Below are 24282 nucleotides of genomic sequence, written 5' to 3'. Positions count from 1 at the left end.
GGGCCGTGCCCGCCGACCGACGAGCACGCCAACGCGCTCCACCGACCTACCTGGCGCTGACGATATGTGTGGATGATTCGCGCGGTTGCGTGAACCGACTCCAGCGTGCCATGTGCCGCGCCGAGATGTCCACTACGGCAACTCCTTCGGGTGCGCGGCACCGAAGAGTAGTTCAGCGTCCGTCGAAGGCGCGCAGGAGTTCTTCGGCGGCCAGCGCGGCGGTGAGGGTACCGTCGCGGACCTGCTTCTCCACCTGGGCGCGAATAGCTTTCACGGCGGGGTTGTCGGCGAGGCGGCGCAGGAGCTGGTCGTGCACCATGGTCCAGGTCCAGTCGATCTGCTGCCGACGACGCTTCTCGTCGAATTCGCCCGCGTCGGTCAGGACACGACGGTGTTCGAGGACGGTGTCCCAGAACTTGTCCAGGCCGATGCCTTCCAGACCACTCATGGTGAGCACCGGTGGGCGCCACAGCGCGTCGTGCGGGTGGATCAGGCGCAGTGCGCCCGCCAGTTCGCGAGCGGCCGACTTGGCTTCCATCTCGTGCTTGCCGTCGGCCTTGTTGACCGCCACCAGGTCCGCGAGTTCCAGCACGCCTTTCTTGATGCCCTGCAACTGATCTCCGGTGCGGGCCAGGGTCAGGAAACAGAAGACATCGACCATATTCGCGACGGTGACCTCGGATTGTCCGACACCGACCGTCTCCACCAGGATCACGTCGTATCCGGCGGCTTCGAGCAGCACGATGGTCTCGCGGGTCGCCTTGGCCACCCCGCCGAGGGTCCCCGCGGTCGGCGACGGGCGGATATAGGCGTTGCGCTCCACCGACAGGCGCGCCATCCGGGTTTTGTCGCCGAGAATGGAGCCGCCGGTCCTGGTGGACGACGGATCGACCGCGAGCACCGCGACCCGGTGCCCCTTGCCGATCAGGTCCATCCCCAGCGCGTCGATGAATGTCGACTTGCCGACACCCGGAACACCGGTGATGCCAACACGATTGGATACGGCCGCGGTCGCGGAGCTGTGCTTGTCCGGAGTCAGCTTCAGCAATAACTGCTGCGCCTGTTCCCGGTGATCGGCCCGCGTCGACTCCACCAGCGTGATCGCCCGCGCCAACGCGGCCCGCTCCCCGCCCCGGACCGCCTCCGCCAGCGCGTCGACATCGATCGCCCGGCCTCGGCCGGTCGGACGCGAAACGGACTCACCGGTGCCACCGGTGCTCGACGCAACGCCATGCTCAACCCGCGTGGCCGACCCGTGAGCGTCTGTCGCGGGCGCCCCGGATTCGGACCGAAGGCGACCCGCACCGGACGAGTCCGGCTGTGGGCCGCCTTCGGCCGAGGGCACCGCGGAATTGCGCTCGCTCATTCGGCGGCGGCGGAATCCTCGGCGCCGCTGCCGCTTTCGGAAGACAACTCGGGGTGGCCGAGTTCGGTCGCGAGCTTCTTCAGCAGGTCGATCGCGGCGTCGGCGATGACGGTACCGGGCGGGAAGATCGCCGCGGCACCGGCTTCGTACAGCGCGGCGAAGTCACCGGGCGGAATGACGCCCCCGACGATGACCATGATGTCGGGTCGCCCCGCATCGGCCAGTGCCTGCCGCAGGGCAGGCACCAGCGTGAGGTGGCCGGCCGCCAGCGAGGACACCCCGACGACGTGCACGTCGTTGTCGGCCGCCTGCTGCGCCACCTCTTCCGGGGTCTGGAACAGCGGGCCCACGTCGACGTCGAAGCCGAGGTCGGCGAAGGCGGTGGCGATCACCTTCTGGCCGCGGTCGTGGCCGTCCTGCCCCATCTTCGCGACGAGGATGCGCGGGCGACGACCTTCCGCCTCGGCGAACTGCTCGACGAGATCGCTCGCCTTGGTGATGTTGCTGACCTTCCCTGCCTCGTCGCGGTACACACCGGAGAGCGTACGGATCTCGGCCTGGTGACGGCCGTATACCCGCTCCAGCGCGTCGGAGATCTCGCCGACGGTGGCCTTGGCGCGGGCCGCGTCGATGGCCAGCGCCAGCAGGTTGTTCGCCATGCCGCCCTCGGAAGAGGCTGCCGCACGGGTCAATTCGGCCAGCGCGCGCTCGACCTCGGCCGAATCACGGTCGGCCCGCAGCTGCCGCAGCTTCTCGATCTGCTCCGCGCGCACCCGCGAGTTCTCGACCTTGAGGACCTCGATCTCGTGATCCTCTTCGACCTGGTACTTGTTCACCCCGATCACCGGCTGCTGACCGGTGTCGATGCGCGCTTGGGTGCGCGCCGCGGCTTCCTCGATGCGCAGCTTGGGAATGCCCTCGCCGATCGCCTGCGCCATGCCGCCGTGCGCCTCCACCTCGGCGATGTGCGCACGAGCCCGGTTGGCCAGCTGATGGGTCAGCCATTCGACGTAATACGAACCGCCCCAGGGGTCGATCGGCCGAGTCGTGTTGGACTCCTGCTGGATCAGCAGCTGGGTGTTACGGGCGATACGGGCGGAGAAATCGGTGGGCAGCGCCAGCGCCTCGTCGAGCGCGTTGGTGTGCAGCGACTGGGTATGGCCCTGGGTCGCCGCCATCGCCTCGATGCAGGTGCGCGCGACATTGTTGTAGGCGTCCTGCGCGGTGAGCGACCAGCCGGAGGTCTGCGAATGCGTGCGCAGCGACAGCGATTTCGCGCTCTTCGGCTCGAACTTCGCGACCAGCTCACTCCACAGCAGCCGCCCGGCGCGCAGCTTGGCCACCTCCATGAAGAAGTTCATGCCGATGGCCCAGAAGAACGACAGCCGCGGCGCGAACTTGTCCACCTCCATCCCCGCGGCGATACCGGCCCGGATGTACTCGACACCATCGGCCAGGGTGTAGGCCAGTTCGAGGTCGGCGGTCGCGCCGGCTTCCTGAATGTGGTAGCCGGAGATGGAGATCGAGTTGAACTTCGGCATCTTCGCGCTGGTGTAGGCGAAGATGTCGGAGATGATCCGCATCGAGGGCTTCGGCGGGTAGATGTAGGTGTTGCGGACCATGAACTCCTTCAGAATGTCGTTCTGAATGGTTCCGGCCAGCTGCTCGGGAGTGACGCCCTGCTCTTCTGCCGCAACGACATACAGCGCGAGGATCGGCAGCACCGCGCCGTTCATCGTCATCGACACGCTGACCTGGTCGAGCGGAATGTGGTCGAACAGCTGGCGCATGTCGAGGATGGAATCGATGGCGACACCGGCCATGCCGACATCACCCTGCACGCGCGGGTGGTCGGAGTCGTAACCGCGGTGCGTGGCCAAGTCGAAAGCGACCGAAAGACCCTTCTGCCCGGCCTGAAGATTGCGGCGGTAGAAGGCATTCGAGTCCGCGGCCGTGGAGAAACCCGCGTACTGGCGGATGGTCCACGGCTGGTTGACGTACATCGTCGGGTACGGACCGCGCACGAACGGCGCGATACCCGGCACGCTGTCGAGCGGATAGCCCTCGGCCGCAACCGCATCCCGGTCGGCCTTGGTGAACACCGGTGGCACGTCGATACCTTCGGGTGTCGACCACACCAACTGCTCGGGCGAGTAGTGGTTGGCTTCGGCGGCCGCGCGCACGTAGGCATCGACCTGCGCGGCATCCACCGCGGCGGGCTCGGGGGCGCGCTCGGCCAGCGGCACATCGGCGAAACTGCCTATCACGTGCTTGATTTCGCCCTGCTTGTGAACATGACTCAGTGTCATCAGGCTCCCACCTTCTCCAACAGGTCGGACAGCGCGGCCACCGCGTCGATCTCGGCCGCGAGGAATCCATCCGGACGCTGCGCGTCACTGAGCTCGGCCACCGCCTTCGCGGCACCGGCCAGCAGCACCGTCTCCACGCCAGCGGCGCGCAATTGCGCCACCGCCGCACCGGCTTCCGCGCCGTATCGCTTGTCCGAACCACACAGCACGGCAATCGGGGCACCGGCTTCGGTTGCCGCCGCCGCGATTCCGCTCACCTCCAATGGTCCCGGGTTGATGGACTCGATACCACCCGAGGCCAGCAGGTTCGCGATGAAGGTGACCCGAACGTTGTGCTCGGCGACCGAACCGAGCGGCACCAGCAACGCTTTCGGCCGGGCACCGTGTTCGGCCAGGTAGGCGTCGGAACGGTTGCGCAGCGCCTCGAAGGTGGCGCCGTAGCGGGCCACCCGATCGGCCTGGCGGGCCTGCTCCGACAGCGGCCGCTCAGCCAGATTCGGGAATTCGTTCACCCCGGTGACCGCCGTCTTCCGGTGCGCGACATCGGCATCGCGGGCCGCCTTGGTCGCGGCGATCCGATCGGCGAGCAACCCGGAGTCCAGCGCGGCGAGGTAGCCGCCCGCGGCCTCCAGCTCTTGCATGAACTCCCACGCCTTGGCGGCGAGCGCGCTGGTGAGGTCTTCGACGTACCAGGATCCCGCGCCCGGGTCCTGCACGAAGCCGAGGTGCGATTCCTCGAGCAGCAGCAGCTGGGTGTTGCGAGCCATCCGGTCCGAGAACGACTTCGAGATCCCGAGCTCGCCGGGGGGCAGCGCCGAATCGAACGGCAGCACGGTCACCGTGTCCGCGCCGCCGACACCGGCGCCGAACGCCGCGAGGGTGGTGCGCAGCATGTTCACCCACGGGTCGCGCTGGGTCATCATGGCCGCGGAGGTCACCGCGTGCTGCGGTGCGCCACCGAAGTTCGGCGCCCCGCAGACATGCGCCACCCGGGCCCAGAGCTGGCGTGCGGCACGGAATTTCGCGACAGTGGCGAATTGATCGTCGGTGGCCGCGAAACGGAAGCTCAACTGTTCCAGCGCGTCCGCGATGTCCAGGTTCTCGCTGAGGGCGCGCAGGTAGGCCAGGCCCGCGGCGACGGCGGCACCGAGCTCTTGCGCGTCGGAGGCGCCCGCATTGTGGAATACAGTGCCGTCCACGGTGATCGCGCGCACCGTCTCCGCGCGCGCCGCCGCGGTACCGGCCAACGTCACGGTCGCCGCCAGCTCGAGATCAGCGGTCCCGGCGAACCGGCTGGTGAGCGGTGCCGCGCCGAGCGAAACCTGAATCTCCTTGCGGGAGGTCGCGGCATAGCCGTCGAGCGCGGTGAACACCTGCGCTGCCGCGTCGACTGCGGCAGCGCCCGCGTCCAGGGTCAGTGGGGCGAGATCGAACAACAGTCCGGACAGCGCGGCAGGCAGCTCCGCCACCGGCACGCCGCGATCGCCGACACCGAGCCACACGGCGCTGATGCCGCTCTCCAGTCCGGCCAGGATCTCCCGATTCACCGCGGCCGCGTCGTGGCCGGTGAAGTGGGCGCTCACATACCAGCCGCGGTGCACGTCACGGGTGGCATCGCTGCCTCGGACGAACGGAAAGGTCCCGGGCAGCGGCTGCTCGGGCAACTCGTCCCGGCGCGTGTACAGCGGGGCGATGGTCAGCCCGTCGTAGGTGGTTTCGTCGAGCAGGTGCTCTGGTTCCTCGGGGAGCTCGGCGATATCGACCCGCCGGACCTTCGCCAGCACCCCGGCCACGCCCTTGCGCCACGCGGAGAACTGCGGAACCGGTTCCGCGCCCGGCCCGGGCTCTGAAGCAATCGGCATAGCTTGCTGTTCCTCTTCCACTCGACCGCCAGCGCACTCGTGGTGTGTGCCGAAACCGCGGTATTCGCCCAGTTCAGCGACTACTTTGGTTAACGAGCATTCGTCCCGTTTCCTCTGATGCTAGCGGCACTGCGGCTACGGGTTGCTCCCTAGTACCACTACCACCCGGTAACCTGGCCCCGGTGACCAGGCTGATCCGTGACCCGCGCGTGCTCGGGCTGCTCGTCGGCGCGCTCGTGTTGTTCGTCGCGGCGCTGCTGGTCCCGCTGCCGAGTCCGCGGCAGATCCAGGATTGGGCAACCTCGGTCGGCCCGATATTTCCGTTGCTGTTCTTCGTGGTCCACGCGCTGGTGACGGTCGCGCCGATCCCGCGCACCGTGTTCACCGTGAGCGCCGGACTGTTGTTCGGGCCGATACTCGGCATCGCGCTCGCCGTGGGTGCGACGACGGTCAGTGCCGCGCTCGCCATCCTGCTGGTGCGCGCGCTGGACCGCGAGCAGGTGGCCTCGCGCCTCACCCATCCGGCCGTGCGGGCCGTCGATGATCGGCTGCGGCGGCGCGGCTGGCTCGCCGTCGGCTCGTTGCGCCTGATCGCGCCGGTGCCGTTCTCGGTGATCAACTACTGCTGCGGATTGTCCTCGATCCGCTTCTGGCCGTACATGATCGCCACGCTGGTCGGCGTGCTGCCCGGCACCGTCGGAACGGTCATCCTCGGCGACGCGCTCACCGGCACCACCCATCCGGCGATGATCGTGTTCTCCGGCGCGCTGGTTGCCATCGGCCTCATCGGCCTGGTCGTCGACGCGCGATGGAACAACGCGCCCGCCGAAGTCCCTACCCCCGTCACCGTCGCCGACTAGCCCCTCCCTGGCGCGCACCCTCTGCGCCGCCGCGCACGAAATCGCTGGCGATTCGGTGCGCGGCGGAACAGAAGGTGCGCGGCTGGCTGCGTCAGCTCCGGTCAGTCGACGGTCAGTTCGATCGGGACGGCGATCACGTCCACCATCGCGCCGTTGCGCAGCACCGTCACCGGTAGTTTGGTGCCGATCGCGTCGGCGAACAGCTGCCGTTGAATACCTTGTGCGTCATGGACTTCGGCGCGGGCGACGCTCAGCACCAGATCGCCGCGCCGCAATCCGGCCTGGTCGGCGGGGCCGCCGCGCACCACCTCCATGATCCGCACCCCGGCCGACTGTCCCGTGCGCGCGGCGACCGCCGCGGGCAGCGGTGCGGGCATGCCGACCAAACCCAGGTAGGCGCGACGTACCCGGCCGTCGGTGTGCAGCGAGCCGATGATGCGACGGGTGGTCGCGTTGATCGGAATCGCCAGTCCCAGACCGATGCCCGCGACGGCGGTATTGATGCCGACCACCCGGCCCGACGAATCCGACAGCGCGCCACCGGAATTGCCGGGATTGAGCGCGGCATCGGTCTGGATCACGTCCTCGATCACCCGCCCTGCCCGGCGCGAGGCGACCGGTACGGCCCGGCCGAGCGCGCTCACCACCCCGGCGGTGACCGAGCCCGCGAGGCCGAGCGGGCTGCCGACGGCGACCACCAGCTGACCCACGACAAGCTCGTCGGCATCGCCGAGCGTCACCGCCCCCGGGGCGCCGTTACGGGAGCGCAGCACCGCCAGATCGGACAGCGGATCCACGCCGACCACATCGAACCGGGCTTCCACCCCGTCGGCGAACACCACCTCTCCCCCGGTGGCCGACCCGATCACGTGCGCGTTGGTCAGCAGGAAGCCGTCCTCGGTGAACACCACCGCCGATCCGTGCCCGCGCCTGGTCCGCACGCTGGCAACGTGTGGCGTGATCGAGGCGGCGACCGCGATCACCGTGCGCGAATAGGCATCCATCGCGGCTTCGTCGTCCACAGTGACCACCACCCCTGATTACCCGTTTACGCCAACCCCTCCAGCATGCCCGGACTCGGCGCGGTGCGCACCGTATTCACCGCAGGCGCAACGGATGCGCTCGTCGACCAACTGCCGTAGCCGCTCAGCGCAACCAGCCTTTTCGTTTGATGTAGACCAGCGGGATCACCGCCGCCACCAAGGTCATCAGGGTGGTGGCGAGGAAGCCGTGCTGCCATTCCAGTTCCGGCATCCAGGTGAAGTTCATGCCGTAGAAAGTGGCGATCAGGGTGGGCGGCAGGAAGACCGCGGTGATGATGGTGAACACCTTGACGATCTGGTTCTGCTTGACATCCAGCCAGGTCATCACCGACTGCTGCAGGTAGCGGACCTTGTCGTGTTCGAAGCCCGCATGCTGTTTCACCCCGTCGATGTCGGCGATCAGGATGGCGATCAGACTCTCCAGCGCAGCGCTGTGCACGGTGATGTCGGCCATCAGATGCCTTGCGGCACGGGCTAATTGGAGCTGGGTTTCCTGGGTGCGCGAGACGATTTCCTCGGCGGTGTTCATCCGCGACATGGTGCCGCGCATGTCGGCGACACCGATCTCGCGACCGCGCTGGTCGTAGCCGTTGGTGGCCATCTCGATGTCGTCGGTCATCGCCTCCAGCGCGTCGCTCGCGTAGTAGATGACCCGCTCGGAGGCCTCGTTGAGGGCCCACAGCAGCGCGTACATCACGCCGTGCGCGGAGCCGGTGAGGGCCGGGTTGCGGCGCATCTTCGCGATCGCCTTGTCGAACGGCACGAAGTGCTCGTCGGGTTGCAGCGTCACCAGGAATTCGGTGCCGAGCGCGAAGACGATCGTCTCGCGTTCGATCGTGTCGCCGCGCTTGTAGTTCGCGACCACCGGCAAGTAGAGGAAGTTATCCGTTTCCCAGACCCGATTCCGGGCTGCCGCGAAGTCCACACCCAACCGCTCCCGCAGCACCGCGGCGGTGTCGGCGTCCGAGGACGCCAGCGGTATCCAATGTTGTTGCAGGACTTCGGTATCGAACCGGTCGGCGGCCATGGCGCTACTGCGGGCACGCATCGGCTATTGGCCGTAGGACGCGTGCGCGGGTGAGACCGACGACGAGCCGACTGGCCCCTGCGGGTGCGCATAATGCATCGTCAGCAGTCCGGCACTGATCAGCAGGTAGAGCCCGATCGTGAACCAGATCGACTGACGTTCCAGATTCGGTGCGCGGTGCGCTGTTTCGGCCCTCTTGAACATGGTCGCCATGGCGGAACTCCAATACTTCGTAGCGTCTGGTGGTAACGGCGCGCGCCTAGCCCGGACGCGGGCAGTGTGCAGCCGCGCCCGGACATCGGTGCGGCCGTCCGGGACGATCGCATCGAACTGTCAGGCCCGCGCCGTACGCGCACCTGTCGGGTCGAAGAATGCTGAAAATCGGTGCCGCGTCAGGCGATCGGCCGACCGGTCATCCTCGGCCGCGGATCGCGCGGGCAGATCAACGACGAACCGGCACAACCCGTTTCGCTAGGGCGGCCCGGCTAGAGACGTCGATACTGTCAACCGGCATCAGCCGCTCACCCCACTTCGTTGATAAAGACACTGCGTTGGTTGCTCATCTACGCAGAATTGCGCACCCATCATTAGAAACCCGTCGCCCGGGGTTCGTCAATCAGTTGCGCAAGTATTCGACTCCGTGCCACGCTACCGACAGGTTGGAGGCGGACGTGACCGAGCACGGCGAGCCGGGCCCCATCCCGGCGGCTCAACTAGAGGACGCGGCAGCGGTTTTCGGCATGCTCGCGGCCACCGCCCGGCTGCAGATCCTCTGGTTGCTGAGCCAAGGGGAACGCGACGTCGGCACGCTGGCCACCGACATCGGCCAGACCGTGCCCGCGGTCAGCCAGCACCTCGCCAAACTCAAACTGGCCGGTTTGGTGCATGTGCGTAAAGAGGGCAGGCGCAATGTCTACACGATCGCCGACCCGGGCATCGCCGATATCGTCCGCCTCGCCTTCCGCCACCATCGCCTGCGCGGCGGGTCACTGCCCGGCGATCTCGACCACTGAGAGCAAGATCGCGCCTGCTCAGGTCGCATGGTCGAGTACTGCTCGGTACCGTGACCTGGTCTGACCCGTTGATGATCCAGAAGGGAGCGGTGATGATCCCGTTCTCTGTCCGCAATGCCGGACTTGCCGCCATTGCCCTGGCCGGATTGCTGACCGGATGTAGCAGCGGTACCCCACCGGAGGCCGCCCGCACGGCGCCCGCCGACCCGTTCGCCGACTGCGCGCCGCTGTCCACCCAGCAGATCAGCGACGCCGTCCACGCCGACCAGCTCATCGCGCAGCACACTCCGCGGGCCTGCCGGTGGGCTGCCCAGATCGGCGCCGGCGGCGCCGACATCAGCTTCACCTTCTCCGCCACGGACTCGCTCCAGCAACTGTGGGACCGCGCCAGGTCGGACGGTTTCCAGACCGAACACATGGTGATCACCAAACACGTGCTCGGCACGGTGACCGCGACCGCGTTCTACGTCCGCGACCCGCACGACCCCACCGGCTGCGCCGTTGTCGCCGCGTCCAACGGCGCTATCACCTGGCGCGTCCAGAACCTTTCGCGCACAACATCACTCGATCCCTGCGCGGCCGCGCTCGAGCTGGCCACGATGATGGTCGACCTGTCGCCGTAACGCTCAGAACAGGAAATAGCGCTGTGCCATCGGGAGTTCGGTGGCGGGTTGCTCGGTCCAGACCTCGCCGTCGATGCGGACGGTGAAGGTGTCCGGGTCCACCTCGATGCGCGGCATCGCGTCGTTATGGGGCATGTCGGTCTTCTTGCGATCCCGAACATTCTTGACAGGGGCCAGTTTTCGGTTGACCCGCAGCCGGTCGGCGAGGCCGTCGTCGATGGCTTGCTCGGAGACGAAGTGCAGCGAGGTGGCGGCCGCGACGAGTGGTGCCGCACCGAACATCGGGCGCGGCAGTACCGGTTGCGGCGTCGGGATGGACGCGTTGGCGTCGCCCATCGCCGCCCAGGCGATGGCACCGCCCTTGAGCACGGCGTGCGGGCGGACGCCGAAGAAGGCGGGCTCCCACAGCACCAGGTCGGCGAGCTTGCCGACCGCCACGGAACCGATCTCGTGGTCGAGGCCGTGCGCCACGGCCGGGCAGATGGTGTATTTCGCGATGTAGCGCTGGACGCGGGCATTGTCGGCGGCGCCGTCGCCGGGCAGCGCGCCGCGGCGGCGCTTCATCACGTGCGCGGTCTGCCAGGTGCGCATGACCACCTCGCCGATCCGGCCCATGGCCTGGGAGTCGCTGCCGATCATCGAGATCGCGCCGAGGTCGTGCAGCAGGTCCTCGGCGGCGATGGTGGACGGGCGAATCCGGCTCTCGGCGAACGCGAGATCCTCCGGGATGGACGCGCTGAGGTGGTGGCACACCATGAGCATGTCCAAGTGCTCGTCGAGGGTGTTGACGGTGTGCGGGCGAGTCGGGTTGGTCGAGCTGGGCAGCACGTTGAGATGCGCTGCGACCGTGATGATGTCGGGCGCGTGCCCGCCGCCCGCGCCCTCGGTGTGGTAGGCGTGGATGCCTCGTCCCGCGATGGCGCCGAGGGTGTCCTCGACGAAACCGGCCTCGTTCAACGTGTCCGAGTGCAGCGCCACCTGCACGCCCGCCGCGTCGGCGACGGTGAGGCAGGCGTCGATCGCGGCCGGGGTGGAACCCCAGTCCTCGTGCAGCTTGAAACCCGATGCGCCGGCGCGCAATTGCTCCCACATGGACTCGGCGCTGACCGTGTTGCCCTTGCCGAGCAGCACGATGTTCAGCGGCCAGCCGTCGGTGGCCTCGAACATCCGGGCCAGGTGCCAGGAGCCGGGCGTGACCGTGGTCGCCTTGCTGCCCTCGGCGGGGCCGGTGCCGCCGCCGATCAGGGTGGTGATGCCGCCGCCGAGCGCCTCGTCCATCAGCTGCGGGCAGATGAAGTGCACGTGGCAGTCGATGGCGCCCGCGGTGAGGATGCGCCCATTGCCCGCGATGATCTCGGTGGACGGGCCGACCACCAGGTCGGGGTGCACCCTGTCCATGGTGTCCGGGTTGCCCGCCTTGCCGATGGCGCAGATGCGGCCGTCCCGAATACCGACATCGGCCTTGATGATTCCCCAGTGGTCGACGATGACCACGCCGGTGATCACGGTGTCCGGGGTGCCCTCGGCTCGGGTGGCGCGGGACTGCCCCATGGATTCGCGCAGCACCTTGCCGCCACCGAAGACCGCCTCGTCGCCCGCGAGACCCGGTCCGCCGCTGCGGTCTTCGGTGATCTCGATCAGCAGGTCGGTGTCGGCCAGGCGAATTCGGTCACCGGTCGTCGGGCCGAACAGTTCGGCATAGCGGGCGCGGCTCAGTTCACTCATGCGGTCCATCCAGGTGTCCGGGCGGGTTCAGGCTGATGCCGTGCACTTCGCGGGTGCCGCCGAGCGGGACCAGCGAAACCCGCTGTCCGAGACCCGGTTCGAAACGCACCGCGGTGCCCGCCGGGATATCCAGCCGCCGGCCGTGCGCGGCGACGCGGTCGAAGCGCAGCGCGGCGTTGGCCTGCGGGAAGTGCACGTGGCTGCCGACCTGCACCGGACGGTCGCCCGTATTGACCACGTCGAGCCCGATCCGATCGGCACCGGCGTTCAACTCGATGGTGCCCTCGGCACAGAAGTACTCCCCGGGAATCATGGCGTGCACGCCCAGTCGAGGGCTTCGCCGTGGTCTGTCATGCGGCCCTCCTAGCCGATCGGATGGTGGACGGTCACCAGCTTGGTGCCGTCCGGAAAGGTGGCCTCGACCTGGACGTCGTGGATCATCTCCGGCACGCCCTCCATCACGTCGGAACGCGTGAGAACTGTTCGGCCGGATGACATCAGCTCGGCGACCGAGCGACCGTCCCGCGCGCCCTCGAGCACGTGGTCGGTGATCAGCGCGACGGCCTCCGGGTGGTTCAACTTGAGCCCACGGGCCTGCCTGCGCCGGGCCAGCTCGGCCGCGTAGCTCAGCAGCAGCCGTTCCTGCTCATGCGGCGACAGTCGCATCCGGGCTCCTCACCGGGTCGGGGTGGATAGGTGACGGACATTCTGGCACGCCCGTTCCGATAGCTCGGGGCGAGCGCCCGGTCAGGCCTCGGCGGGCAGGTTCTGCAGCCGCACCTGGCCGCGGGCCACCAGCCGGTCCTGCTCGTCGGTGATCACCACCTGCCACAGCTGCTGCAACCGGCCGCGGTGCACCGGAGTGGCCTCGCCGGTGAGGGTGCCGTCGCGGACCGCGCGCAGGAAATCGGTGTTGTTGTTCACGCCGACGACCGTGCCCCGGCCGCCGTACCAGACGCCGCCGCCGACGCTGGCGAGCGTCTCGATGACGGTGCAGTACACGCCGCCGTTCTGGATGCCCGCCGGTTGGTAGAGGTGCGGCTTGACGGTCCACTCGGCGCGCACCCGCTCCGGACTCACTTCGGTGTAATGCAGGCCGATCAGGTCGGTGAACGTGCCTTCGCTGGCCTTGGTCATCAACTCCGGCGTGATGTTCGCCAGCCACGCGGCCGTCTGGGTCTCCTGCTCTGTCATGCGGTCCACTTTTGCACAGCCCCCGCGGCCGATTACCGCTGGCTCACCCGCCCGCCAGGGTGACCGATCGTCCGTTCAGCGGCTGGATCGGACGATTGCTGTGCGCGAACAGGATTCGGTATCGGTCCGCGGCAGCGGTCGCCACCGGGACCGGATGCTCGAGCACGGTCCATGAGACACCCTCGCTGCACGGCGGTGTGGTGAGCGAACCCTGATAGCGGAATTGGTCGAGATCGGCGGGCAGCAGCGCACGCAGGTCCACGGCGCCTTCGACGGTCGCTTCGGCATCGGTCACTTCCGGTGCGGCCGTGAGGATCGAGTCGAATGCCGAGGGTCCGTCCGCCGCCCGCAACAGGACGCCGAGCACGGCGATCTTGCCCGCACTACTCTTGTGCACCAGGTGCAATTCCATGGTGGCGCCCGCGCCGTCGATGGTGTGTTCGCTCGGCAGGTGGAAGTGGAACTGGGTGAGCTCGTACGGCACTTCCCCGGTGACGAGGCGATTTCCGTTGCCAGGCTGGAAGTTTGCCTGCACGGTGTGCCCGTTGTTGACCAGCCGCACCGTGGGCACCGTGCCGTAGTCGAGGCTGATGTGCTCGACCGGGTCCGAGCGGGTGTGGCCCGGCAGATCGATGGGCGACTGTTCGTGCCCGCTCCGGCAGGTCACGAACTCCTGATCGAGCTCGGCCCAATGATCGGGACCTTCGGCGTCGTAGTCCCAGTGCGGCGCGGCGGCGGCGCCGCCCGGCCGGTCGACCTGGCTGCGCAGCTGCACCTGATCGCCACCGCAGGCGGGGACGAGTAGCAGCGCGGCCGCGGACAGGACAGCCGCGAACGAACGGATACGGGACGATTCGGCGAGCACCCGGCACCACTTCCTAGGCACAACGTGAGCGACGGCGAGAACGTCTGCCGGACAAGGCAAACGCGCGTCGGCGACTCGGATGCGGTGCGCGCGGGCGCACCGAGGGTCGGCGACACGGGCACCGAGCCGATCGGCTACGCGGCGGTGGTCGGCACGCCGGTCTGCGCGGAATGGGACGAATACCCCACGGGGTCAGGGGTTTTCGTATCCGTGTCGGCGGTCACAGTAGACCCGGGAAAACGCGCCACGCCAGAAAATGAAAAGCGAGATAGGTCACACACCACCGAGCGGTCACCAACACAGAGCGATGGGCTCCACCGTTGAACGGTGGAGCCCATCGCGGCAATGGATCAGGGGTCACCGCAGCCCTCGGGACTCTCGACCAATCCGTACGCCGGTTCCGAGTATAGGTCAGGCTTACCTAACTAAGCAAGCCCGTCGTGCGCCGAACCGGCAATCCACGCCGCTCCAATGCTGCCAACATCCCTTGACCGCGACGCGTCCCCACGACCGCGTCGGTACGCGCGAGCTCCGGCACGTATGTCGAAGCGCCCGCGATGGATTCACCGACGAGCAACCAGAATCGGCGCGCGCTCAGACCCGAGTAGCGGGCCATGCTCGACTGGATCAGCGTCAGCGAGGGCTCGCAGCGGTGCGCCAGCCAGACATACATGGCGCCCTCGCACGGCAGCGTCACCGCGCCGGATTCGCCGGCCAGCGGATCACCGTCGACCACCCGGATGGTGGTGTCCCCCAGTCCGGCCCAGTCGATGCCGCCGTCGTTGTCGGTGTGGATCCACAGGTTCTCCAGACCGGGATCCCAGGCCCGCCCCTCGGCCACCAGCAGGGCGACCACCCGGCCGACCACCGCGTGGATCAGCGCGGTCGCCACCACTTCCGCCGCGACATCGGCGCGGATCATCTCCGCCGCGTGCCTGCGATACATCAGTTCGATGCGACCCTCGCGCACCCCGTCGGCCAGCCGCCACCAGCGACGTTTGCCCTGCTCGACCATCGCCGCCACCGCATACACACGCGGATGCTCAGGTTGCAAGGCGCGCAACCTGTCACACGTGCGCTCGAACGCCATCTGCGTATGGCGTGGCGGGCAGGTGGTCATGAGCTCGGGCATTGAACCTCCTCGAGGATTGGCCGTCGCGGTACGCACCGCAAGATAGGTTAGGCTTACCAGACCAATCAGTACTCTGCTACATCGAATCTCAGGAGTAGTTCGTCACCGTGACCACGCTTGGCACCGTACGGCGGCGGCGTCTTTCCGGGCTCGTCGTCCTGACCGCGCTACTCCTGCTCACCGTGCTCGCCAGCATCGCGATCGGCACCAGGTCACTCTCGCCGGGCACCGTCTACGACGCCGTGCACAACGCGGTCACCTGCCCGGGCGGACCGTTCAGCTGTCCGGCCGGTTCCACCGCCGAGGAAATCGTACGTGGACTTCGGCTGCCTCGCACGGCACTGGCACTGGTCACCGGGCTGGCGCTGGGCATCGCGGGCGCGCTGATCCAGGGCTACACGCGCAACCCACTCGCCGACGCCGGGCTGCTCGGCCTGAACGCCGGTGCGGCCTTCCTTGCGGCGCTGAGCATCTACCTGTTCGGGTTCACCTCACCGGAGCAATACATCTGGTTCGCCTTCGCGGGCGCGCTGATCGCCGGGCTGGTGGTGTTCGGGGCGTCGGCGGTCGGTGGCGGCAAGGCGAGCCCGCTGAGTCTGGTGCTGGCCGGGGCTGCAGTCACCGCGTTTTTGCAGGCGATGACGAATGCCGTTGTGCTCCTGGATCCTACGGCGCTGGACACCTACCGATTCTGGGTCGTCGGCTCGGTAGCGGGCCGCGACGCCGCGGTGTTGTGGCAGGTACTGCCATTCCTGGCGTTCGGGGTGCTGCTGGCGCTGGTGGCCTCGCCCGGGTTGAACCTGCTCAGTCTCGGCGACGAGGTCGCGCGCGGGCTCGGGGTGAACATCGGCCGCAGTCGCGCCCTCGGTCTGGCCGCGATCGTGCTGCTGTCCGGTGCGGCGACGGCGGCGGTCGGTCCGATCGCGTTCCTCGGGCTCGTGGTGCCGCACCTCGCCCGGGTCATCACCGGACCGGACTATCGCTGGCTCATCCCGTATTCCGGCGTGATCGGCGGGTTACTGCTGCTGATCGCCGACATCATCGGACGGGTGGTGGCCCGGCCAGGCGAGCTCCAGGTGGGTGTCATGCTGGCCGCGGTCGGCGCCCCGTTCTTCATCGCGTTCGTGCGGCGTCGGAAGTTGGTGAGCCTGTGACACTGTCGCTGAAGACCGAGAGCATTCGGCCCGCGCTGCGGGTCGGGCCCGTTTCACTGGTGCTGCGCCCGGTCATGGTGCTGGTGGTCGCCGCGCTGGCCGCGGCGATGCTCCTGCTGTTCTGCCTCGACATCGCCACCGGTGAATCACACATCCCGCTCGGTCGGGTGATCGACGTCCTGACCGGCGGCGGGACCAGAGCGCAGCGGTTCATCGTGCTCGATTCCCGGCTGCCGCGGGCGCTCACCGCGTTGGTGGTCGGTGCGGCGCTCGGACTCGCGGGGGCGATCACCCAGTCCATCCTGCACAACCCCCTGGCCGCGCCGGACATGCTCGGCATCACCGCCGGTGCGAGCTTCGGCGCCGTCACGGTGCTGGTGATCGGCGGCGGCAGCGGCCTGGCCGCGACCCTCGGCGGACCGCTGGCCGCGCTGGCGGGCGGTCTGCTCACCGCCGCGGCGATCTACCTGCTGGCCTGGGGGCGCAGCCCGACCGGCGATCGGGGCGTCACCGGAATGCGCCTGGTCTTGATCGGCGTCGGCATGAACGCGCTGCTGCTGTCCGGCATCAGCTGGCTGCTCACCCGCGCCAGCCTGCAAGACGCCCAGCGAGCGCAGTTGTGGCTCAACGGTTCTCTCAACAACGCCGACCGATCCGGTTTGCTCCCCGCGGCATTCGCGCTCGCGATCGTGGTGGTGGTCGCGCTCGGCTCGGCGCGCACGCTGGCCGCGCTTCGGCTCGGCGCCGACACCACCCGCTCGCTCGGTGTGCGAATCCAGACCCAGCAGGCGATCCTGATCGGCGCGGCGGTGGTCGGCTCCTCGGTGGCGACCGCGGTCGTCGGGCCGGTGAGCTTCGTGGCGCTGGCCGCGCCGCAGATCGCGCGGCGCGTCCTGCGCACTCCCGGCGAACCACTGATCGGGTCCGCGCTCATCGGTGCCATCCTGGTGGTCGGCGCGGATGTGGCATCCCGCTCGGTGTTCCCGGCCGACCTGCCGGTGGGCATCGTGACCGCCGCCTTCGGTGGGCCGTTCCTGCTGTATCTGCTCGTGCGAATGAATCGGAAGGCGACGCTGTCATGACCACAGACGCTGCGACCAGCGCGGACCGGGCACTGACCCGGCTTGCCGCCGACGACGTCAAGCTCGCCTACGGCGACCGGGTGATCATCGACGGTCTCTCCCTCGATATCGCTCCCGGCGTGATCACCACGGTGATCGGCCCGAACGGCTGCGGCAAATCCACGCTGCTGCGCTCGCTCGGCCGACTGCTGCGCCCGCAGCACGGCCGAGTGTTGTTGGACGGCAAGGCCATTTCGACGATGAAGACCAAGGACGTGGCCCGGGTGATCGGCATGCTGCCGCAGTCACCGGTCGCGCCGGAAGGCCTCACCGTCGCCGATCTCGTTGCGCGCGGGCGTCATCCGCATCAGTCGTGGTTCCAGCAGTGGTCGGCCACCGACGAAGCCGAGGTGCTGACCGCGCTCGAGCAGACCGGCATCGCCGACCTCGCCGACCGCGCCCTCGACGAGCTCTCCGGCGGCCAACGCCAACGGGCTTGGATTTCCATGGCATTGGCGCAGGGCACCGACATCCTGCTGCTCGACGAGCCGACCACCTACCTCGACCTCGCGCACGCGGTGGACGTGCTCGACCTGGTCGATCGGCTGCACGCCGAGCTCGGCCGCACCGTGGTGATGGTGCTGCACGACCTCAATCTCGCGATCCGCTACAGCGACGAGCTGATCGTCATGCGGGACGGCCGGATCGTCGCGCAGGGCCGCCCCGCCGACATCATCGACGTCGCCCTGCTGCGCGAAGTTTTCGACCTCGACGCCTCGGTGTTGCGGGATCCGGTCTCCGGCCGACCGATGGTCGTGCCGATCGGCACCCGCCATGTTCTCGGCAAGGCAGGCGGGCCCGTCATGCCCGAATCCGCGTCCGTATGACAAATGACACACCAGCTATTCCATAGTTACGACACCCTGTAGTACGCATGCGCGTCGTTGAGTCCGTAAAATTGGGGAATGGCAGGACTTGGTGAACTCGAGAAAGCGGTCATGGACCAGTTGTGGTCGACCGACGAACCGCAGACAGTCCGGCAGGTGCACGAGGCATTGGCCGCACGCCGCGAGCTCGCGTACACCACGGTGATGACGGTGCTGCAACGACTCGCGAAGAAGAATCTCGTGGTCCAGCAGCGTGACGACCGTGCTCATCGTTACGCGCCGGTGCACACTCGCGACGAACTCGTCGCGAGCCTGATGGTGGACGCGCTGCAACAGGCCGACGCGGCGGGCAGCCGCGCCGCCGCGCTGGTGCACTTCGTGGAACAGGTCGGCAAGGATGAGGCTGCCGCGCTGCGGGAGGCACTCGCTAAGCTCGAAGCATCCGAGGACACACCGCCACCGCAGTAGACTTCTCGGGTCCTGGCCCCCAACGCAGTGAGCTGAGTCGATGAACGCAACCGCGCCGGTATTCGCCGGACTCGCATTGCTTCTCGCGGGGCCTGCTCCGGCCCTGCTCAGCCGGGCGACCTGGACATACCGGACGCCCCGTGCCGCGCTCGTGCTCTGGCAGGCGATCGCGCTGGCCGCCGTGCTCAGCGCGTTCGGCTCCGGTCTGGCCATCGCCGCCGAGTTGCTCGTGCCCGGACCCGACGGCAGGCCCACCACCGCACCCACCCGCGAGATCGACGCGCTCGGGCTGCCGCTGTGGCTGGCCTATGTCTTCGTGTTCGCGCTGACGCTGCTGGTCGGTGCGCGGCTGATCTACGCGATCGTCCGGGTGGGCGTGCACACGCGCAGGCGCCGGGCCAGGCACCGGATGCTGGTCGACCTGCTCGATCAGAGCGGTCCGCGCCGCCGCGCCTCCGATATCCGGGTGCTGGCCGCGACCGAGCCGATCGCCTACTGCCTGCCCGGTCTGCGGCAGCGCGTGGTGATCAGCGAGGGCACGCTGACCAACCTGGCCGACGCCGAGATCACCGCGATCGTCAGCCATGAGCGCTCACACCTGCGGGCCCGGCACGACCTGGTGCTCGAGGCGTTCACCGCGGTGCACGAAGCGTTTCCGCGGGTGGTGCGCAGCAAGGCCGCGCTCGGTTCGGTGAAACTACTCATCGAACTGCTCGCCGACGATTCCGCGGTGAAGGTGACCGGACCGAAACCGCTGGCCCGCGCCCTCGTCGCGTGTTCCAAGTCCACCGCACCGCAGGGCGCGCTCGCGGCGGGTGGGCCGACCACCCTGATTCGCATTCAGCGACTCAGCGGACGCACCGGTGACGTGCGGATCGCCGGTGCCGCCTACCTCGGCTCGGCCGCCATTCTGGTGGTTCCGACGATGGCCGTCGCGGTGCCCTGGCTCGTCGAGCTGGGTCGGCTGTTCCACGGCTGACACGCGTAGGACGTATCCTGGACCCTTGGCCCGCCGCTCGGTCGGCCGCATCGTCTTCTCGCGCTGTACCCGATGTCGCAGCGCGCGGTGCCCCGGAACTCGGTCACCGCCCCGACCCACCGAACAGCGCGTGCACGGATTCGAGCGCGTCATACGAAAGGCACAAACCACCCGTGACCTCCTCGACACCCGTCGCCGCTGCGCCCGGCGTGACCTTTATGGACCTGGGCCTGCCCGCTGTGCTCGTGCAAGCACTGCGCCGCGACGGCATCGAGACACCATTCCCCATCCAGGCCGCGACGGTGCCGGACGCGCTCGCGGGCAAGGATGTCCTCGGCCGCGGCCCGACCGGCTCCGGCAAGACCCTCGCGTTCGGGCTGCCGATGCTGGCCCGGCTGGCGAGCGGGTCGACCAAGCCGGGCAGGCCGCGCGGCCTGGTGCTGGTGCCCACCCGGGAACTGGCCGCGCAGATCGAACGCGCCCTGGACGAGCCCGCGCTCGCGATCGGCCTTCGGGTCGCCTCCGTGGTCGGCGGCGCGCCGATCCGGCGGCAAGCGGAGCGGCTCGCGCGCGGCGTCGACCTGCTCATCGCCACGCCCGGCCGGCTCGCCGATCTGATCGCGCAGGGCGCCGCGGCGCTGTCCGACGTGCAGATCACCGCCTTGGACGAGGCCGACCACATGGCCGACATGGGCTTCCTGCCGCAGGTCACCAAGCTGCTCGACCAGACCCCGAAAGATGGTCAGCGCCTGCTGTTCTCGGCCACGCTGGACGGTGAGGTGGACAAGCTCGTCAAGCGCTACCTGCGCTCCCCCGTCACCCATTCGACCGCCCCCGCGTCCGCGTCCGTCGCCACCATGACGCACCACCTGCTCTACGTGCGGGACAAGATCGCCAAGCGCACCGTCGCCGCCGAGATCGCCGCGCGCGACGGGCTCACGATCATGTTCGTGCGCACCAAGCACGGCGCCGATCGGCTGGCCAAGCAGCTGCGCGGCTCCGGCATTCCGGCGGGCGCGCTGCACGGCGGCAAGGCGCAGAACAACCGGACCCGCACGCTGGCGGCCTTCGCCGACGGCTCCATTCCGGTCCTGGTCACCACCGATGTCGCGGCGCGCGGCATTCACGTCGACAACATTTCCCTGGTCGTGCACGTCGATCCGCCCGCCGAGTCCAAGGCGTACTTGCACCGGGCCGGACGCACCGCACGGGCGGGCGAGGACGGCGTGGTCGTCACCCTGGTCATGGACGAGGAACGGCGTGAAGTCGAGACGATGACCCGTAAAGCGGGCGTGGAGATCGTCGGCATCGAGGTTCGGCCGGGCGATCGTCGGCTGATCGAGATCACCGGCGCGCGACGGCCGTCGGGGGTACCGGTCGCCGCGCCCGCGCCGCCGAAGCAGCCTGTGGCAGAAGGGGCGTCGAACTCGGGCACCGGGCGGCGGCGCTCCGGAGCGGGCCGTCGGTCGGGTTCGGCCGAGACTCGCGGTGGCGGTGCACCGGTCCGGGCCGAGGCCTCGGCGGGTGAACGCCGGAGGGACGGTTCGGTCAAGGGATCCTCTCGCGATGACAGTTCGGCGGCGAGCCGGGGCGGGGCGAGCCGGGGCGGGCGCGGCGCGGCGAAGGTCGGGGCGGGGACCGGCGGGGCGCGCGGTTCGAACCGTGCGGCCGGGTCGGGAAGCTCCGGGCGGAACGCGGCAGGCACCTCAGGATCGACCGGCCGCTCAGCGGGTTCCACCTCGGGGTTCGAGGGTCGTTCCGCAGGCACTACCTCCGGGTTCAGCGGCCGCTCCGGCGGCTCGACCGGTGCCGACACGCCCGGGAATGGGCGACGACGCGCCGTGCGTCCAGAGCGCGCTCCGGAGCGCGGCAATCGTGGGGCAAACTGACCGATGTGTCCAACCATCCGGTAGGCGCCATCGGCTGCGCGCTGCTGGCCGCGCTGTTCTTCGCGCTGGCGGCGGTCGCGCAGCAGCGCGCGGCCGCCGCAGTGCCGGAAGGGGATTCGCTCGTTCGCGGGCTGCTGAGCAACCCGCGATGGTGGGCAGGCGTGGTCGGCGATGTGGGCGGCTACGGGATGCAGGTGGCCGCGCTCGCCCTCGGTGCCGTCCTGCTGGTTCAACCGATCCTGGTGAGCGCGTTGGTGTTCGCGCTGCCGTTGGCCGCCAAACTCAATGGTCGCCGGATCACCGGAAGGACCTGGGCCACCGCCCTCGCGCTCACCGCGGCACTCGCCTGCTTCCTGCTCGTCGGCAACCCCACCGAGGGCAATACCAATGCCCCGCTGCGGGATTGGCTGATCCCCCTGACTATCCTGGTCGGCCTCATCGGCACCGCGACCGCACTCGGCCTCCGTGCCCCCGCCCCCGGCCGCCGCGCCCTACTCCTCGGCACCGCGAGCGGTTCGCTCTACGGCCTCGCCGCCGCGCTCACCTCCTACGTCACCGGGCTGTTCGAGCACGGCATCGGCGACGTGCTCGTCAGCTGGCAGACCTGGGCACTGGTCGCGGCCGGACTCACCGGCGTCTACTTGCAACAGCGGGCATTTCAAGCGGGTCCGCTCTCGGCCTCACTGCCCGCGGTGACCATCGCCGAACCGCTCGCAGCGGCCTTCATCGGCGTGACCGTCCTCGACGAACGCTTCCGCACCAACACTTTCGGCCTCGTGCTCACCGGCCTCGCGGTAGTCGTCATGTGCGCCACCACAATCCGTCTCTCCCGCGCCCAAGCCGCCGCCTGACTCACCCCCGTCGCGTCGTTCTCGGGACCGTCTCGGGGGCTGCGCTGCGCGGTTCGCTGAGGGCGCGCCGGGGTTTTGCGGGTAGGTGGGATGGTGCGTTTGTGGGGGCAAGGGGCGGCGTCATCGCAGCCTGGGCCGCCGACGCCGCGTGTGATGTTCATCTCGGTGGAGTGCTGGCGAATTGCGCGCCAACGGCCGGACTTGGTTATCATCGGTTAAGTGCAGTTTCTCCCTGGCCATCAGCCGCCGTATGACCTGACCTACGACGACATCTTCCTCGTCCCTAATCGGACGGATGTCGCCTCACGGTTCGATGTCGACCTCTCCACCGTCGACGGGTCCGGCACCACCATCCCCATCGTCGTGGCGAACATGACCGCGGTCGCGGGACGCCGGATGGCCGAAACCGTCGCCCGCCGCGGTGGCATCGTGGTCCTCCCGCAGGATCTGCCGATCAGCGCGGCCGCCGACACCATCGCCTTCGTCAAGAGCCGCTCGCTCACCGCCGACACCCCGGTCTCGCTCGACCCGGAACGCTCGGTGTCCGAAGCCGTCGCCCTGATGCACAAGCGCGCCCACGGCGCCGTAGTGGTGGTGGACGCGGGCCGCCCGGTCGGTGTCGTCACCGAGGCGTCGTGCACCGATGTGGACCGATTCGCCCGGCTGCGTGATGTCGCGATCACCGATTTCGTGCAGGCCCCCGCCAGCACCTCGCCGCGCGACATCTTCGAACTGCTCGAGGCCAAGCACGCCCAGCTCGCGGTGCTCACCGCCGAGGACGGCACGTTGGCCGGCGTGATGACCCGCACCGGCTCGGTCCGCGCCGGGATCTACCAGCCCGCCGTCGACGCCCAGAACCAGTTGCGTGTCGCCGCCGCGGTCGGCATCAACGGTGACGTGGTCGCCAAGGCGAAGGCCCTGGTCGACGCGGGCGCCGACGTCCTGGTCATGGACACCGCGCACGGCCACCAGGCCAAGATGCTCGAATCCCTCAGCGCCGTGCGCGATCTCGGCCTCGGCGTGCCGCTGGTAGCGGGCAATGTGGTGTCCGCGCAGGGCACCCGCGACCTGGCCGCCGCGGGCGCCGACATCATCAAGGTCGGCGTCGGCCCCGGCGCCATGTGCACCACCCGGATGATGACCGGCGTCGGCCGCCCGCAGTTCTCCGCGGTCGCCGAATGTGCCGCCGCCGCCAAGGAACTCGGCGTGCACATCTGGGCCGACGGCGGCGTGCGGCACCCGCGCGACGTCGCTCTCGCGCTGGCCGCGGGCGCGTCCAACGTGATGATCGGCTCCTGGTTCGCCGGCACCTACGAATCCCCCGGCGACCTGCGCGTCGACCGCGACGGCAATGCCTACAAGGAGAGCTTCGGCATGGCGTCCAAGCGGGCCGTCGCCGCCCGCACCGCCACCGACAGCGCCTTCGACCGGGCCCGCAAGGCGCTGTTCGAGGAGGGCATCTCCAGCTCGCGCATGCGCCTCGATCCGGAACGCCCCGGTGTGGAAGACCTCATCGACCACATCTGCTCCGGCGTGCGCAGCGCGTGCACCTACGCGGGCGCGCGCAGCCTCGCCGAGTTGCACGAGAAGGCCGTGCTCGGCGTGCAGTCCGCCGCCGGTTTCGCCGAAGGACGCCCGCTGCCCAGCGGTTGGTGAGCTGCGTCTGATTGTCCGCCCGCGACGCTCGGTGTCCGCGCCCCCGTCGGTCTCGTGCCCGGCAGCGTCGCAGGTGGCCTGCATCGAATTTCGAGATGCCGCGGCATCGCGCGGACGTGAGACGGGCCGCGACCGGCCCTCGACGGCCCCAAGCGTCGTGATCACCGTCCGACACGCCCGCGACAGCACCCCACCGGCCCACGCGACCACATGCGTGGGCCGGTAACATGGGGGTTGCCGGTCTCCGGCCCCATGTCTCCGGCTTGCGAAAGGATCCAGTTGTCACCCGCGTCCGAGGGCGCAGCACAGGAGGGCTCC

23 protein-coding genes are annotated in these 24282 nt (G+C 68.9%); 11 read left to right on the top strand and 12 right to left on the bottom strand.

Annotation, left to right across the window (positions count from 1 at the left end):
* Positions 1-172 precede the first annotated feature (172 nt).
* Genes meaB through ACFK0J_RS19515 form a run of 3 tightly spaced genes read right to left on the bottom strand, consistent with a single transcriptional unit; the run spans position 173 to position 5537 of the window.
* Positions 173-1366 (bottom strand): methylmalonyl Co-A mutase-associated GTPase MeaB, encoded by a 1194-nt coding sequence (gene meaB, locus ACFK0J_RS19525; RefSeq protein ID WP_378742326.1) that lies wholly within the window; start codon positions 1364-1366, stop codon positions 173-175.
* Positions 1363-3675: a methylmalonyl-CoA mutase gene (gene scpA, locus ACFK0J_RS19520; protein WP_378742323.1), complete on the bottom strand. Its 2313-nt coding sequence runs from the start codon at positions 3673-3675 to the stop codon at positions 1363-1365. Before scpA ends, meaB begins: the two co-directional genes overlap by 4 nt.
* Positions 3675-5537, bottom strand: a complete 1863-nt coding sequence (locus ACFK0J_RS19515) for a methylmalonyl-CoA mutase family protein (protein ID WP_378742320.1) — start codon at positions 5535-5537, stop codon at positions 3675-3677. The genes scpA and ACFK0J_RS19515 overlap by 1 nt, the downstream gene beginning before the upstream one ends.
* A 182-nt stretch (positions 5538-5719) precedes the next feature.
* Between ACFK0J_RS19515 and ACFK0J_RS19510 the strand changes: the two genes are divergently transcribed.
* On the top strand, positions 5720-6397 hold the full coding sequence (locus ACFK0J_RS19510) for a TVP38/TMEM64 family protein (RefSeq protein WP_378742317.1): 678 nt from the start codon (positions 5720-5722) through the stop codon (positions 6395-6397).
* A 101-nt stretch (positions 6398-6498) separates the two neighbouring features.
* Here ACFK0J_RS19510 and ACFK0J_RS19505 read toward each other — a convergent pair whose 3' ends face one another.
* The 3 genes from ACFK0J_RS19505 to ACFK0J_RS19495 form a co-directional block, all read right to left on the bottom strand.
* Entirely contained in the window at positions 6499-7401 is a 903-nt protein-coding gene (locus ACFK0J_RS19505; protein WP_378742924.1) for a S1C family serine protease, read from the bottom strand.
* A 142-nt stretch (positions 7402-7543) separates the two neighbouring features.
* Positions 7544-8467, bottom strand: a complete 924-nt coding sequence (locus ACFK0J_RS19500; RefSeq protein WP_378742314.1) for a magnesium transporter CorA family protein — start codon at positions 8465-8467, stop codon at positions 7544-7546.
* Positions 8468-8491: 24 nt separating this feature from the next.
* Positions 8492-8680: a hypothetical protein gene (locus ACFK0J_RS19495; RefSeq protein ID WP_378742311.1), complete on the bottom strand. Its 189-nt coding sequence runs from the start codon at positions 8678-8680 to the stop codon at positions 8492-8494.
* Positions 8681-9138: 458 nt separating this feature from the next.
* Between ACFK0J_RS19495 and ACFK0J_RS19490 the strand changes: the two genes are divergently transcribed.
* Positions 9139-9480, top strand: coding sequence for an ArsR/SmtB family transcription factor (locus ACFK0J_RS19490; protein ID WP_378742309.1), 342 nt, complete (start codon positions 9139-9141; stop codon positions 9478-9480).
* A 50-nt stretch (positions 9481-9530) separates the two neighbouring features.
* Entirely contained in the window at positions 9531-10103 is a 573-nt protein-coding gene (locus tag ACFK0J_RS19485) for a DUF3558 family protein (protein WP_378742307.1), read from the top strand.
* Between the two features lie 3 nt (positions 10104-10106).
* On the opposite strand, the gene ACFK0J_RS19480 is transcribed toward ACFK0J_RS19485, so the two are convergent.
* The 6 genes from ACFK0J_RS19480 to ACFK0J_RS19455 form a co-directional block, all read right to left on the bottom strand.
* Entirely contained in the window at positions 10107-11828 is a 1722-nt protein-coding gene (locus ACFK0J_RS19480; protein WP_378742305.1) for an urease subunit alpha, read from the bottom strand.
* A complete protein-coding gene (locus tag ACFK0J_RS19475) occupies positions 11821-12141 on the bottom strand; it encodes an urease subunit beta (RefSeq protein WP_378742303.1) in 321 nt (106 codons plus the stop codon). Before ACFK0J_RS19475 ends, ACFK0J_RS19480 begins: the two co-directional genes overlap by 8 nt.
* A 50-nt stretch (positions 12142-12191) precedes the next feature.
* Positions 12192-12494: an urease subunit gamma gene (locus ACFK0J_RS19470; RefSeq protein ID WP_355038636.1), complete on the bottom strand. Its 303-nt coding sequence runs from the start codon at positions 12492-12494 to the stop codon at positions 12192-12194.
* 81 nt (positions 12495-12575) lie between these two features.
* Complete coding sequence (locus tag ACFK0J_RS19465; RefSeq protein ID WP_378742922.1) at positions 12576-12965, bottom strand: PaaI family thioesterase; 390 nt, start codon at positions 12963-12965, stop codon at positions 12576-12578.
* 100 nt (positions 12966-13065) lie between these two features.
* Positions 13066-13908 carry a carbonic anhydrase gene (locus ACFK0J_RS19460; RefSeq protein ID WP_378742301.1) on the bottom strand — a complete coding sequence of 281 codons (843 nt, stop codon included), beginning with the start codon at positions 13906-13908 and terminating at the stop codon, positions 13066-13068.
* A 400-nt stretch (positions 13909-14308) separates the two neighbouring features.
* Positions 14309-15019, bottom strand: a complete 711-nt coding sequence (locus tag ACFK0J_RS19455; RefSeq protein WP_218477908.1) for a hypothetical protein — start codon at positions 15017-15019, stop codon at positions 14309-14311.
* A gap of 107 nt (positions 15020-15126) precedes the next feature.
* Here ACFK0J_RS19455 and ACFK0J_RS19450 point away from each other — a divergent pair, with 107 nt between their 5' ends.
* From ACFK0J_RS19450 to ACFK0J_RS19415, 8 genes are all read left to right on the top strand, one after another.
* Entirely contained in the window at positions 15127-16173 is a 1047-nt protein-coding gene (locus ACFK0J_RS19450) for a FecCD family ABC transporter permease (protein WP_378742298.1), read from the top strand.
* Positions 16170-17255, top strand: coding sequence for a FecCD family ABC transporter permease (locus ACFK0J_RS19445; RefSeq protein WP_378742296.1), 1086 nt, complete (start codon positions 16170-16172; stop codon positions 17253-17255). The genes ACFK0J_RS19450 and ACFK0J_RS19445 overlap by 4 nt, the downstream gene beginning before the upstream one ends.
* Complete coding sequence (locus tag ACFK0J_RS19440; protein ID WP_378742293.1) at positions 17252-18121, top strand: ABC transporter ATP-binding protein; 870 nt, start codon at positions 17252-17254, stop codon at positions 18119-18121. Before ACFK0J_RS19445 ends, ACFK0J_RS19440 begins: the two co-directional genes overlap by 4 nt.
* Positions 18122-18199: 78 nt before the next feature.
* Positions 18200-18589 carry a BlaI/MecI/CopY family transcriptional regulator gene (locus ACFK0J_RS19435; protein WP_029899854.1) on the top strand — a complete coding sequence of 130 codons (390 nt, stop codon included), beginning with the start codon at positions 18200-18202 and terminating at the stop codon, positions 18587-18589.
* A gap of 40 nt (positions 18590-18629) precedes the next feature.
* Positions 18630-19568, top strand: a complete 939-nt coding sequence (locus tag ACFK0J_RS19430) for a M48 family metalloprotease (RefSeq protein WP_378742289.1) — start codon at positions 18630-18632, stop codon at positions 19566-19568.
* 218 nt (positions 19569-19786) lie between these two features.
* Positions 19787-21457: a DEAD/DEAH box helicase gene (locus ACFK0J_RS19425; protein ID WP_378742920.1), complete on the top strand. Its 1671-nt coding sequence runs from the start codon at positions 19787-19789 to the stop codon at positions 21455-21457.
* A 5-nt stretch (positions 21458-21462) separates the two neighbouring features.
* A complete protein-coding gene (locus ACFK0J_RS19420) occupies positions 21463-22308 on the top strand; it encodes a DMT family transporter (RefSeq protein ID WP_378742286.1) in 846 nt (281 codons plus the stop codon).
* Positions 22309-22527: 219 nt separating this feature from the next.
* Positions 22528-23964: a GuaB1 family IMP dehydrogenase-related protein gene (locus ACFK0J_RS19415; RefSeq protein ID WP_378742283.1), complete on the top strand. Its 1437-nt coding sequence runs from the start codon at positions 22528-22530 to the stop codon at positions 23962-23964.
* The last annotated feature ends 318 nt before the right edge of the window (positions 23965-24282 follow it).

It is taken from the genome of Nocardia brasiliensis (genome assembly GCF_042691675.1).
GTDB lineage: Bacteria > Actinomycetota > Actinomycetes > Mycobacteriales > Mycobacteriaceae > Nocardia > Nocardia brasiliensis_D.
The sequence above is the reverse complement of the archived record's forward strand: the minus strand, read 5'-3'. Positions and strand labels throughout refer to the sequence as shown.